Annotated in this window: 11 protein-coding genes; 6 read left to right on the top strand and 5 right to left on the bottom strand. The window is 47.4% G+C overall.

What is annotated here, in order from left to right; translation table 11 throughout:
• Positions 1–9: 9 nt before the first annotated feature.
• Together LZG73_RS04600 and LZG73_RS04595 are read left to right on the top strand one after the other, a co-directional pair.
• Positions 10–447 (top strand): hypothetical protein, encoded by a 438-nt coding sequence (locus LZG73_RS04600; protein ID WP_233846516.1) that lies wholly within the window; start codon positions 10–12, stop codon positions 445–447.
• A 181-nt stretch (positions 448–628) separates the two neighbouring features.
• Positions 629–1,429, top strand: coding sequence for a hypothetical protein (locus LZG73_RS04595; RefSeq protein ID WP_233846514.1), 801 nt, complete (start codon positions 629–631; stop codon positions 1,427–1,429).
• Between the two features lie 70 nt (positions 1,430–1,499).
• Here LZG73_RS04595 and LZG73_RS04590 read toward each other — a convergent pair whose 3' ends face one another.
• Both LZG73_RS04590 and LZG73_RS04585 read right to left on the bottom strand, forming a co-directional pair.
• Entirely contained in the window at positions 1,500–1,751 is a 252-nt protein-coding gene (locus tag LZG73_RS04590; RefSeq protein ID WP_233846512.1) for a hypothetical protein, read from the bottom strand.
• A 123-nt stretch (positions 1,752–1,874) separates the two neighbouring features.
• Positions 1,875–3,158 carry a Gfo/Idh/MocA family protein gene (locus LZG73_RS04585; protein ID WP_233846510.1) on the bottom strand — a complete coding sequence of 428 codons (1,284 nt, stop codon included), beginning with the start codon at positions 3,156–3,158 and terminating at the stop codon, positions 1,875–1,877.
• 198 nt (positions 3,159–3,356) lie between these two features.
• On the opposite strand from LZG73_RS04585, the gene LZG73_RS04580 reads away from it, so the two are divergent.
• A complete protein-coding gene (locus LZG73_RS04580) occupies positions 3,357–4,928 on the top strand; it encodes a M81 family metallopeptidase (protein WP_233846509.1) in 1,572 nt (523 codons plus the stop codon).
• A gap of 102 nt (positions 4,929–5,030) precedes the next feature.
• Here the strand turns inward: LZG73_RS04580 and LZG73_RS04575 are convergent, their stop codons facing one another.
• Complete coding sequence (locus LZG73_RS04575) at positions 5,031–5,513, bottom strand: YMGG-like glycine zipper-containing protein (protein ID WP_233846508.1); 483 nt, start codon at positions 5,511–5,513, stop codon at positions 5,031–5,033.
• 2,115 nt (positions 5,514–7,628) lie between these two features.
• On the opposite strand from LZG73_RS04575, the gene LZG73_RS04570 reads away from it, so the two are divergent.
• Positions 7,629–8,207, top strand: coding sequence for a helix-turn-helix domain-containing protein (locus LZG73_RS04570; RefSeq protein ID WP_233846507.1), 579 nt, complete (start codon positions 7,629–7,631; stop codon positions 8,205–8,207).
• A 24-nt stretch (positions 8,208–8,231) separates the two neighbouring features.
• A complete protein-coding gene (locus tag LZG73_RS04565) occupies positions 8,232–9,374 on the top strand; it encodes a spore photoproduct lyase family protein (RefSeq protein ID WP_233846506.1) in 1,143 nt (380 codons plus the stop codon).
• A gap of 163 nt (positions 9,375–9,537) precedes the next feature.
• On the opposite strand, the gene LZG73_RS04560 is transcribed toward LZG73_RS04565, so the two are convergent.
• Together LZG73_RS04560 and LZG73_RS04555 are read right to left on the bottom strand one after the other, a co-directional pair.
• Positions 9,538–11,235, bottom strand: coding sequence for a tetratricopeptide repeat protein (locus LZG73_RS04560; RefSeq protein ID WP_233846505.1), 1,698 nt, complete (start codon positions 11,233–11,235; stop codon positions 9,538–9,540).
• A gap of 313 nt (positions 11,236–11,548) precedes the next feature.
• Complete coding sequence (locus LZG73_RS04555; RefSeq protein ID WP_233846504.1) at positions 11,549–11,836, bottom strand: hypothetical protein; 288 nt, start codon at positions 11,834–11,836, stop codon at positions 11,549–11,551.
• Positions 11,837–11,987: 151 nt separating this feature from the next.
• On the opposite strand from LZG73_RS04555, the gene LZG73_RS04550 reads away from it, so the two are divergent.
• Positions 11,988–12,197 (top strand): helix-turn-helix transcriptional regulator, encoded by a 210-nt coding sequence (locus LZG73_RS04550; protein WP_233846503.1) that lies wholly within the window; start codon positions 11,988–11,990, stop codon positions 12,195–12,197.
• Positions 12,198–12,341 lie beyond the last annotated feature (144 nt).

Raw genomic sequence — 12,341 nt, 5'->3', positions numbered from 1 at the left:
AAGAGCCAAATGAAACCTGAAATCAAAAACATAATAGGCGGTGTCGCCGGAGCCGTGATTCTTAATCTGGTGCACGAAACAGCCAAACGCCTGTCTAACAAGGCCCCAAGAGTGGATCTTGTGGGCGAAGAAGCATTGAGCAAAACAGCATCTGCAATCGGCATCACGCCACCAACCGGCCAAAAACTTTATTTATCTACACTAGCGGCCGACCTTTCAAGCAATGCCGCATATTACGCAATGATCGGAAAGGGAGACAGGGACACGATCCTTTTAAGAGGCGCCGGTTACGGTTTAATGGCTGGACTGGGTGCAGTAGGACTTTCTAAACCACTCGGACTGAATGATCAGCCTGTCACCAAGACGAGCGAAACGAAGCTGATGACAATCGCCTGGTATTTGATAGGAGGAATTGCTACGGCTCTCGTCATCAAAAATCTGAAATAGCGAGTCAGTAATACAAATTACAATTATTGGGAGAGCAAGCGCCGTTACGGGCGCTTTTTTTGTGACTTCTAAAAGCCGCCGTTACTGGTATGTTTTTTTAAATGCCGCCCACAAGCGATATAAGCGGTCCATGCTTGATATCGAATTTCTGACATCATGAGCTACTTAAATAAGACGCAATATGGGCAATAATGAATTGGAAGCGTTACACCCAGTTGTGCGTGAACCTTCCCCATCCGACAAGATACAGCATGCGGCAAACGAGACATTGACCGGCATGGACGAACAGACTGGTGTGTTGAGTTACGAGTTGTTCATGGAGCTTGCCAATTACAGGGCCAATTGCTGTGTAACCATCTATTTACCTACACATAAATATGCGTGCCAGTGGAACGAGAGGCAGGATTTGATGCTCTTCAAAAACACATTGAAGAATCTTTCCGAACGACTCGAAGCAAGTGGATACGACGCAAGTGCGATTTCAAATATGCTCATGCCGGCATATGATTTGTTAAAAGATGACAAATTTTGGGCAAGCACAAGCAAAGGTCTGGCCATATTTTTGACAGAAGATTATTTCAAATGCATTAAAATGAACATTTCGCCGGAGCCCGAAATGACTTGCCAGAGGCGTTTTAACATGACCCCGGTGACTCCCGTTCTGGAACATTCGAAAGATGCGGTTACAAAATATGCCGATCAAACAAACACAGAACTTACATCTTCAACTGCGGCTGACGTGATTGAGGCGGCATATTACGGTCGCATATCCCATCTTTTTGTAGAAAAAGGCGCACATATCTGGGGATCGTTCGAAGAAATGACAAGCGAGCTGATCTTAACGAACGGAGAAAATTGGGATGATGAGGACTTACTCGACATGGCTGTGATAAAAACACTAACCAATCGCGGAAATGTTTTTTTGCTGGACAGGGACAAAATGCCTGTACAATCGCCCATAGCAGCCATTTTCAGATTTTAAAGAACAAAAAAGCCTTTCAAATCGATCTAAAAAAAAGCGCCTGCGGCTCAAATGCCCAGGCGCTTTTTCGTCACTTAGAATCCCTCAACTGCTGATTATATTGTTTCAGCACACTTTCCAGCCGAGCCCGCGTGTCCGGATCATCGCAATCAACGCGAAACCGGATTCCGGAGCGTTCGTCACCAAACACATGCAGCTTGACAGGATGTTCCGAAAAATTATACGTTGCAGTCAGATCTTGCATTTTGGCAATCTGATCATTCCAAGTGCTCTGACTTTTCGGACTGCAAACAAAACTGTTAATGGTTGTTAGCCTTTCCATGTTCAAAGATTTAGAAGTCACCGCCTCGGTTACAAAATCGTGCCAGCAAACTTCCAAGAAATGGCTTAAATCATCTTCTAAGAAACATTGGTCAGTCAGGCCGCTGTGTGCTCTGTTTAAACCTCAAACCAAATCCCACTGCTTCCGCGGCTTCCTGGACAGCAGTCGGTTTGCTTCTTTGTCGCCTACAAATTTTTCCTTAGCAGCATTCCAGTTGAGCTCTCGCTTCAGGCGATAAGAAATCAATCCCAAATGCATTGGAAGCGTCAATTCACGCGCATAAGCAAGATTTGATTCAGGTTGCGTTCTGTTTTTAACCGCATCCACAAAGTTTTGCTGATGTCCCGGCGACCGTGGATTAGTGATGGGAACGGTGGCAATGTCCTGCATTTTCTCACCGTTGATCGTGATCTCGCGGGTGTTGTAATCACAGATCAACGTGCCCTTATCACCCTCGAAAAACGCTCCTATCCCGCGGTCAGCGGCTCCCGGAACATTCGGCGGAACGGCTGTCCAGAAGATTTTCAATCCATCAAATTCATAATCCACATCCAGCGTTTTGGGTGCGTCAGCAATGCCAGCATAAGCCTGTCCACGCGCATTGATTTTTTTCAAACCTTTCGGTTGGATAGACGAGTAAACGACATCCGCAATGTGACACCAGAAATCGGCAAATTCTCCGCCAGAATAATCAAGAAAATAGCGATAAGTGAAATGGCATTTTTCAGGAATGTATTCGGTAAAAGGCGCAGGCCCGAGCCACATATCCCAGTTCAAAGTTTTAGGGACGGCCTGGACAGTCGGCGAACCGAGTTCCTTGGTGTTGGATTGCTTCCACAAGCGCACGGTGTGCACATTGCCGATGGCGCCAGATTTGATAATTTCAACAACCCTGTGAAAGTTGTCGCCTGCATGAATCTGGTTGCCCATCTGGAAAATCCGGTCGTGCTTATTCATGTGCTTCAACATCATCTGACCTTCCTTAACAGAATAGGAAAGCGGTTTTTCACCATAGACATCCTTACCCGCCTGAAACGCGAGCGTGGCAATTTGTGCATGCCAATGATCCGGCGTGGCAACCGTAATGGCGTCGATATCTTTACGATCCAGGATCTGACGGAAATCCGCATATGTATCAACTTTGGTGCCGGGCTTCATCGTTTCGAGCTTCTTACGCGTTTCGCCGAGATGCAGTTCGTCCACATCGCAAAGTGCCACAATCTCCACTTCGGGCAAGTCGGCAAACCATTTCATATGGTTATTGCCCATGCCGCCTAGGCCAATGTGCGCCACCCGCAGCCGGTCGCTGGCCGCAACTTTGCCATACAATGATGGTAAAATTGTAAAGCCCAGTGCGCCGAGCCCGACCATTTTTACAAAATCTCTCCTGTTGGTGTGCACACTCATTTGTTTGCTGGGTTTAGGATGATGGTTGCCTTTTGGGATTTTACAAAGTAAAGGTTAGAGCCATGCGAAAGTTACTCAAAGCTTCACGTTCCGTGCTTCTGTGATCAATAAGCATGAAAGCAAGATGCGAAAATTCGTCGTTTTTAACTATTTTTCACCACAAAGCATTCCTAATCCATTAATTGTAACATATTCGATATGAAACATTCTTTTCTCCTGATTTTTACTTTTTGTTGTGCAATCTGGCAGGGCACATTGTGTGCTGCCCAAAACAAATCTCCCAAAGAGCTTCCGCGCATTGCCATCGCAGGACTAGGCATAGAGTCCAGCACATTTTCTCCTGCGTTAACGACCGAGGAGGCTTTCCACGCAAAAAACGGAGATGAGATTTTCAGTTCTTATCCTTTTTTGGCCAAAGATTCTGCCGACCGAAACCGCGCCAACTGGCTTCCCGCACTGGTTGGAAAATCACTTCCCGGTGGCGCAGTGACACGCGAAGCTTATGAATCGCTCGTGAAACAGACATTGGCTGCCTTGAAAAAAAATGGCCCCTACGACGGACTTTTCTTTGACATTCACGGCGCAATGAGCGTGGTGGGTTTGGACGATCCGGAGGGCGATTTGATTGTGCGTATTCGTGAAGTGATTGGAACAAAAACGATTATTTCGACATCCATGGACCTTCATGGCAATGTGTCCTGGCGGCTTGCTCAAAATACAGACCTCATCACGTGCTATCGCATGGCGCCTCACGAAGATGCAATGCAATCAAAGAAAAGAGCGGTCGACAACCTGCTTGCCCGAATCGAAAGTGGCAAAGGAAAACCTGCTTTCAAGGCCTGGATTCCTGTTCCGATCTTGCTGCCGGGTGAAAAAACGAGCACCCGAATTGAACCAGGAAAGACATTATATTCCAAGGTTGCTCCGGCCGCCGTACAAAAAGGCGTCATTGATGCGGCGATATGGATTGGTTACGCCTGGGCGGACGAGCCTCGCAATCATGCAGTTGTGATGGTGACCGGCGATGATAAGGCTGTGGTTTCCAAAACCGCCGAGCAACTGGCAGCCAGCTTTTGGAAAGTAAGGTCGGAATTTGAGTTCGTCGCGCCCACGGGATCATTGAAGGAAGCTTTGGACAAAGCGGTTAAGAGTCAAAAACACCCATTCTTTATCAGCGACTCAGGCGACAACCCGACGGCTGGCGGCGCAGGGGATGTGACCTGGACATTGAAAGAAATTCTTGCCCGTCCCGAGTTCCAGTCAGAAAACGGCCCTGCCTTGATTTACGCCTCCATTCCCGGACCGGAATTTGTGAAAGCGGCCATTGCAGCTGGTGTAGGCAACAAGGTGGACGCCTATGCTGGCGCCAAAGTGGATGCACGTTTTGCTCCGCCATTGCGGCTTGTAGGCACGGTTGAAGCCATCGAACATGGTGACCGCAATGCTGAAACTGAGGTGGTTGTGAAGGTGGGAAGTGTGCACATCATTGTTACTGGAAAGCGGAAACCTTATCACAAAGAAGCAGATTTCACGAGATTGGGGCTTAACCCAAGAAAAGCGGACATTGTCGTGGTGAAGATCGGTTATCTGGAACCGGAGCTTTACAACATGCGCGCGGATTGGATTTTGTCATTGACGCCAGGCGGCGTGGATCAAAATTTGGAACGACTTGGTTACAAGCGCATTAAGCGACCAATGTTCCCACTGGATAAGGATATGAAGGAGCCTGACTTGAAAGCGCAGTTCGTTCCGGCATCAGACGCGAAATGATTATAAAGAAAGCGATCTCACATTGCTGTGAGATCGCTTCTATTTGTGTCCGTTACTTCGGGGCATATTTTAATTCAATGTCATCTGAGCATGACTCAGATCCTAATTATTATTTCGTCTCTTTTTCTTTTGTGAATTGTCAACAAGCGCACCAGTTGCCGTTCCGACTCCCGCTCCAATCAAAGTCCCCACAATTGCACCCTCAGCACGGTTTTTATTAACAAGCGCTCCGGTTACCGCTCCTGTTCCTGCGCCCACCACGGCTCCTTTTGCCATGTGATTCCATCCTTTTTTGCGGCGAGTTGCTGCTGGTGCAGGACTTACTGCCACATTGTTGCTGGCAACAGCCTGGTCAACCTTCGCATCTTTTTCCTCCGCCCGCACTCCCTCAGCCTGTTTCGCCGCCTCGCGCTTAGCCATCACTGTGTTCATCGAGTCAACAATCGCTTTCTTTTCCATCACAAGCTTCATAGAATCGATCGCAAACTGCTTTTCTTTCAATAACGCAGCCTCCTTATCAGCACCGCCATTGCAGGACGCCAAAAAGATCGCAGCACTGATTATTGAAATCGGTAATTTGTTCATTTTGATAATAGGTTGGTTAACATCACGGTCTAATCCTAAAATCGTGCCAGTATGACGCAGATCTTGTAGAAATGCATTGACATATATTGCTTAATATGGTTGATTGTGAGGCATTAAGGCATGGTATGGGCGGATGGGTGTTCGCAGTGCGGTCTTGCTATTATCTAAGTCCTGATATTCTTAGGTGGTGATCCTTTCAACAATTTCGATATGAATTTCGGAAATACCTTCGGGACAATCGCGGCGGGTTTCAATCCACCGAAACAATTGCGCCGGGTTAAAACCCGCCGCTAGGGATACGGGCCGAGCCTACGGCTCTTGTTGCTCGTATTGGTTGGATTGTTATATCAGAACTCAGAGGTTAGCGTTTAAAGGGATTACGCAAAGTGAAAAGCTCAAATTCTCGGTCCCAAGAGCCAGCGGCTCGACCCATATTCTAACAACGGATTTTAATCCGTTGTACGCGACGTTGGACCCGCCATGGCACGCGCCGTGGCACTCACCGGTAAACATTATGCATCCCACGAACAATCGCGCCGGGTTGAAACCCGCCGCTAGGGATATGGGCCGAGCCTACGGCTCTTGTCGCTCGTATTGATCAACTGCTTTATCCGAACTCAGAGTTTAGTATTTAAAGAGATTATGCAAGGTTAAAAGCTCAAAATCTCGGTCCCAAGAGCCAGCGGCTCGACCCATATCTCAACAACGGATTTCAATCCGTTGCACGCGCCGTTGCGCCTGCCGTGGCACGCACCGTGGCACTCGTCACCAAACGTAATGTATCCCCGCGAACCACGAACAATCGCGGCGGGTTCAAACCCGCCGCTAGGGATATAAGCCGAGCCTACGGCTCTTGTCGCTCGTATTGATTTGACTTCTTTATCCGTACTCAAAATCTAGCTTTCTATGGGGGATGCATGGTTAAAAGCTCAAAATCTCGGTCCCAAGAGCCAGCGGGTCGACCCATATCCCAACAGCGGATTTTAATCCGTTGCACGCGACGTTGCATCCGCCATGACACACGCCGTGGCACTCACCGGTGAACATTATGCATCCCACGAACAATTGCGCCGGGTTAAAACCCGCCGCTAGGGATATTGGCCAAGCCTACGGCTCTTGTCGCTCGTATTGATCAACTGCTTTATCCGAACTCAGAGTTTAGCATTTAAAGGGATTATGCAAAGTGAAAAGCGCAAAATCTCGGTCCCAAGAGCCAGCGGCTCGACCCATATCCTAACAACGGATTTTAATCCGTTGCACGCGACGTTGCACCCGCCATGGCACGCGCCGTGGCACTCACCGGTGAACATTATGCATCCCACGAACAATCGCGGCGGGTTCAAACCCGCCGCTAGGGATATGGGCCGAGCCTACGGCTCTTGTCGCTCGTATTGATCAACTGCTTTATTCGAACTCAGAGTTTAGCATTTAAAGGGATTACGCAAAGTTAAAAGCTCAAAATCTCGGTCCCAAGAGCCAGCGGCTCGACCCATATCCTAACAACGGATTTTAATCCGTTGCCCGCGACGTTGCACCGCCGTGGCACTCGCCATAGCACACGCGGTGGCAAACGCCGTGGCACTCACCAGTAAACATTATGCCCCCCACGAACAATCGCGCCGGGTTGAAACCCGGCGCTAGGGATATCGGCCGAGCCTACGGCTCTTATTTGCTCGTATTGATTGGACTTCTTTATCCGTACTCAAATCTAGCTTTCTATGGGGGATGCAAAGTTAAAAGCTCAAAATCTCGGTCCCAAGAGCCAGCGGCTCGACCCATATCCTAACAACGGATTTTAATCCGTTGTACGCGACGTTGCACCGCCGTGGCACGCACCGTGGCACTCGCCGTGGCACACGCCGTGGCACTCACCGTGGCACGCACCGTGGCACTCGCCGTGGCACACGCCGTGGCCCTCACCGGTGAACATTATGCCCCCCAGAAACAATCGCGCCGGGTTGAAACCCGGCGCTAGGGATATCGGCCGAGCCTACGGCTGTTGTTGCTCGCCTGAATTGCATTAACCCCAGAATTCCAAATTTGCCGCTTAAACGCCGCAGAAAAACCGGGACAAAGAAGTAACTTCAAAGATTAACTTTGCTTCAAAACAACTTCATGATGAGCAAATTAACCATATCTGACCAAATCCGTTTTTTACGGAAAAGCAAAGGATTTTCGCAGGAAGCTTTGGCGGAAAATGCGGGCATTAACCTTCGGACATTGCAGCGAATTGAAACGGGAAATACGGTCCCGCGCGGGGAGACGCTGCGGCTGCTCGCGCGGGCGCTGGATGTGTCGGTGCAGGAATTGTCGGAATTTATTAATGAGCAGCCAATTTCCACGGAACAGGATCCGGGTTTTCTGAAACTGATGAGTCTTTCCGCACTCACATTCTGGTTTATTCCCTTTGGAAATATTTTAATCCCGCTCGCATTCTGGATCTTCAAAAAGAACAAGATCAATGGCGTTGCAGAACTTGGAAAGCGCATTGTAAACTTTCAGATCATTTGGTCTGTCGTGACTTATGGCGTGGCAGTGCTCCTGATTTTTCCTGCATTTTTTGGAGAAACATATATCGACCCCTTTCTCATGATGCCAGTGATGTTGCTGTTTTTCATTGCCAACACAATTTACATCATCATTTCAACTCGAAAAATTTCTCGGGGCCAAAACCAAGTTTACGCTGAGGTTTGAAGATCGGTTTAGATGTGTCTATAAATGAGCACTTTGAGCTGCAATGTGTTTCTGGCAGGCTTTTTGTCTGATCGCGGAAAACTGATTGCTATGCTTCATCAAAAAACGATCGATGACCTCTTAACGATTCACGAAATTTACATGGAACCAGATGTGCCCACTTACGAGCGGGGACGGGAAATTTTAGCTAAATATCCTGATGCCAAGCACATTGAGGTGGAATCGCATTGGAAGATTCCTGAGCTTTTTGGTTTCGAAGGTTCGGTGGATGACTGGCTTTGGAACAAAAAGAATGTGCTGATCCTGGGCACAAAGAAGGGCCTTACTTGCCGGCCCAACACCCGGAGCTCTCACTGGGTCGCGCCATCCCAGTCCAACGGCTGCACCATGTCTTGCTCCTATTGTTATGTTCCGCGCAGGAAGGGTTATGCCAATCCGATTTCCATTTTTGTGAACATTGAGCAGATTATGAAATATTTGCGCGGACACGCCGGGCGACAGGGAATCAAGCCCGAAGCGGACCTGATCGATCCGGAATATTGGGTTTATGAAATTGGTGAAAACGGCGATTGCTCAGCGGATGCAGCGATTTGTGACAATGTGAAGGACATGATCAACCTTTACAAAGAGTTGCCCAATGCCAAGCTCACATTTGCGACTAAATTTATAAACCGCGAGATGCTGAATTACGATCCGCAGCGCAAAACGCGCATTCGCTTCAGTTTGATGCCGCACCAAATGTCCAAGCTGGTCGACGTCCGTACAACGCCTATTAGCGAACGCATTGCGGTGATGAATGAATTTAAGGATGCTGGATATGAGGTTAATGTCAGTTTTGCGCCGGTGATTTATTACGAAGGATGGCTTGACGACTGGTATGCCCTATTCGAGGAAATGAACCAGGTTTTGGACGAACAAACAAAAGCACAGTTAGCGACTGAGATCATTTTCTTAACCCACAATGACCGCCTTCACGAAGTCAACATGGGCTGGCATCCCAAAGCTGAGGAAGTGCTTTGGAGACCGGAAATTCAGCAAGTAAAATACAGTCAGACCGGTCAAAAAAATGTTCGCTACAAGAATAATATTAAACGAGAAATCGTGTCGGAGTTGGTTGAAGCTGTAAAAACGCAATTGCCTTATTGCCAAATTCGCTATGCTTTTTAAGTCAATCACTTTCTTTGTTAACCTGTCCGGTTTCTACTACGCCATCGTTTTTGTATGAGGCGATTATCACGCCAGTTGAGGAAACTGCGTGTCCGGTCATGTTGGAGCATGGATTTAGTAAAGTTGGCATTTCCGACTTCTGGAAATGAACCCTTTGAATTGACTATTTAGCGACCACGAATACGCCTTTATCCCCAAACTTTCCAACCTCCATCAACTTTGCCTCGCATTCCTTTGCCTTGGCGGCGTCACCCTTTTTAATGTAAAGCTTCGCCAGTCCGGCAAGCCCGATGCCGCTATTGGGAAACCGTTTCAAAACATTTTGATAAACCTCCGCAGCCTTATCGATTTTCCCCGCTTTTTCGTAAGCAGTCGCGAGGCTGACCGCGACAGGGCGGGGATAACTTGGCGGCTCACTGTAACCCAGAGCAATTTCCCCTTTTTGCGCTTTTTCGAGAATTTTGACGGCGTCGTCATATTTTCCCTGAGCCGTTTTGACACAGCCTTGCAGTTCCTGAGAAGCAACATTGAGCCAGTTTTGGTGCCATTTTTGCATTGTACTATCCTTGCCCGCCTGCTTTTCATTTCGCCATAAAAACGCGTCCAATGCATCAGAATGCTTTGCCGCCTCTTCCGTTTTCCCCTTTGCGATGGCGTCCATGCCTTTTACAAAATGCAATACTCCGTCGCGGAAATTCATGTTGGAAAGATTGAAAACCGTATCCTTATCGACGATCAGTTCGAGCTGCGCGGCGGCTTTGTTCCAATATCCGAACGCCATCTCCATCCGCGCCGGCGCCATGAGCCCCTGACCGAAAAATGTGCCGTCATAAATTTTCTTCCTATCCTTATTGATCGGCATATCTTTCAATTTTTGGGCATAAAACAGACCCTCCTGATAACGCCCGTCATGCGCACAATTGGATATTAAATAGTTGATATTGTGAATGTAATTCCAATTGTCCACTTCCTGGATGCCATCGTTTTTCATATAAGCCGAATCCGTTTTCACAGCCGCTACAAATGAATCATGCGCCTTTTTGTAATCCCCCACCCGGTTGTAAATGTGCCCCGGCATGTGCACAATGTGGCCCGAAGCGGGGGCCAACGAGGCCAACACGTCAGCACTTGCGAGTGCTTGTTCTGGGCAGCAATTTTCCATTTGATGAATCCAATAATGGTGAAATGCGTGGTTTTGGGGGTCGAGGCGCTGGACGTCTTTCAGCAGGAATTCGGCGTAGATTGTGCCATCTCGGGGGGTGAGATCACCGTCGTAGCCGCTCATTTTTCCCAAAGCGAGCATCAGCTTGGCGTTAATGTCGTCGGGAAATTTGTGAACGATCAACTCATATTTTTTAAGCGTTTCGGGCCAGCCTTTTTCTTTCAGCGAATCACCTAAAAGGGCCATTTCGGCATAAAGCTTCTCATGCTCGTTTGCTTTTTTAACCAATCTTTTGATCTGCTTCACCGCCACTTTTCGGGTTGCCACCAACATGCTATCCTCGTCCGGACCCGGCACTTGCAGCAGCCCGACGTAAGGCATCACCGCATTCGAATCATTGCGAATGGCTTCTTTGAAAGCGCGATAAGCTTCCAAATCCCAGAAATCATGCAGTAAATTCAGTCCCTGATTATAGTAAGCCTGCGTTTTTTCCGATGTGGTCTCGATCTTCATCTCCGATTTTCCTATGCCGGTCATTAGTTTCGGCGCCGGAAGATTATGAATGTAAAAAGTCTTTGCTCTCGAAGCCTGCATATGGGCTAAATGGCTGTGGTTTGTTTTGTCGTCATCGTGGTGATCGTGTTGCGAATAACCGGCGGTTGCCAATGCCAAGAGGCTTAATAGGAGAATTGTTTTCATCTTAGAAATCAGTTGAGGTTCATTAGTTTGTTTTCTAATTTACTGTATTTCAGCTGATTTTGGATTTGTTGTTATTAAGTGGTTTGGTGGGTTTGGGTTGTTGTTAATTCTTGGCTTATTCCGCTATTCAGTTCTCTTACTTTTTGTCTTGACACAAAAAGTAACAAAAAGGTCAAGGCGAAAAAAAGCTTCTTGCGCACATAGCCTACGCACCCCCGCTTTTTCGCCGTGGCCTCCCGCGCATATTTCACTTTTTCGGACAGATTAATGTCGCTAAGAAAAACCACCCTTTCCAATTCGCAAACGTTTGGAATCACTTGACGTCATCGAGGAATAGAGACTCTTTCCTTCTTGCAACCCGCCTTTTCTGCTGTGCGACGGGTTCGACTTCAATGGTGGGATTCAAAGTGATCTCCAATTTATTTTCAAAATACTTTACCGTAACCTCCTCACCGCATTCAAATCCTAAATCGAGCAGCCACTTTCCGCAAAGCCTGATTTCAGGCATAACCACGTATTGATACCAAGCCCGCGGAACATATTTTCTTGTGATTTTCAGACGTCGCTCGCGAGGTTGAAGAGATTTATTTTCGTGTGTCATGGTGTTTATATTTAGCTATAAGATCGATAAAGATAGTAGTATTTGCAAAAACAATGCGCATAATATTACTATTTAAAAGCGTATAGACGATTTTTAATCTTGAAATTATTTTGTATAATATTGACACGAAACAGCTAAAAACAGGCTTCTCGTGTCCAAATTACGTCTTAATAGAATCAAACTTGTTCTCGTAGAAAAGGAGAAAACTAGCCGGGATTTGGCCAAACATTTGGATAAAACTGAATCTACCGTCTCACGTTGGTGCCGGAATGAGATTCAGCCTACATTGGAGACGCTTTATGAGATTTCGGTTTGGTTGAAGGTTGATATTCGGGAGTTGCTGGTGAGCACGGCAAGCTGAGCTTGAAGCTAAACTTATACAATGCCTGTCAATCGCGAATCCTGAGATTATCGGCAAGGCAAACAATTTCCGAATTGTACTATTCTACTAAACACCTTCCCTATCAGAAGAACTTCAACCTTCTGCTGAATAATAGTAAACTAT

The sequence above is a fragment of the Dyadobacter sp. CY326 genome, assembly GCF_021390515.1.
GTDB lineage: Bacteria > Bacteroidota > Bacteroidia > Cytophagales > Spirosomataceae > Dyadobacter.
This window is presented reverse-complemented; position numbering and strand designations above follow the sequence as displayed.

What these genes read in the sequence shown, in the direction of transcription:
- LZG73_RS04600 (WP_233846516.1), top strand. Translation starts at nt 10, where the DNA reads ATGAAACCTGAAATCAAAAACATAATAGGCGGTGTCGCCGGAGCCGTG.
- LZG73_RS04595 (WP_233846514.1), top strand. Translation starts at nt 629, where the DNA reads ATGGGCAATAATGAATTGGAAGCGTTACACCCAGTTGTGCGTGAACCT.
- LZG73_RS04590 (WP_233846512.1), bottom strand. Translation starts at nt 1,751, where the DNA reads ATGGAAAGGCTAACAACCATTAACAGTTTTGTTTGCAGTCCGAAAAGT.
- LZG73_RS04585 (WP_233846510.1), bottom strand. Translation starts at nt 3,158, where the DNA reads ATGAGTGTGCACACCAACAGGAGAGATTTTGTAAAAATGGTCGGGCTC.
- LZG73_RS04580 (WP_233846509.1), top strand. Translation starts at nt 3,357, where the DNA reads ATGAAACATTCTTTTCTCCTGATTTTTACTTTTTGTTGTGCAATCTGG.
- LZG73_RS04575 (WP_233846508.1), bottom strand. Translation starts at nt 5,513, where the DNA reads ATGAACAAATTACCGATTTCAATAATCAGTGCTGCGATCTTTTTGGCG.
- LZG73_RS04570 (WP_233846507.1), top strand. Translation starts at nt 7,629, where the DNA reads ATGATGAGCAAATTAACCATATCTGACCAAATCCGTTTTTTACGGAAA.
- LZG73_RS04565 (WP_233846506.1), top strand. Translation starts at nt 8,232, where the DNA reads ATGAGCACTTTGAGCTGCAATGTGTTTCTGGCAGGCTTTTTGTCTGAT.
- LZG73_RS04560 (WP_233846505.1), bottom strand. Translation starts at nt 11,235, where the DNA reads ATGAAAACAATTCTCCTATTAAGCCTCTTGGCATTGGCAACCGCCGGT.
- LZG73_RS04555 (WP_233846504.1), bottom strand. Translation starts at nt 11,836, where the DNA reads ATGACACACGAAAATAAATCTCTTCAACCTCGCGAGCGACGTCTGAAA.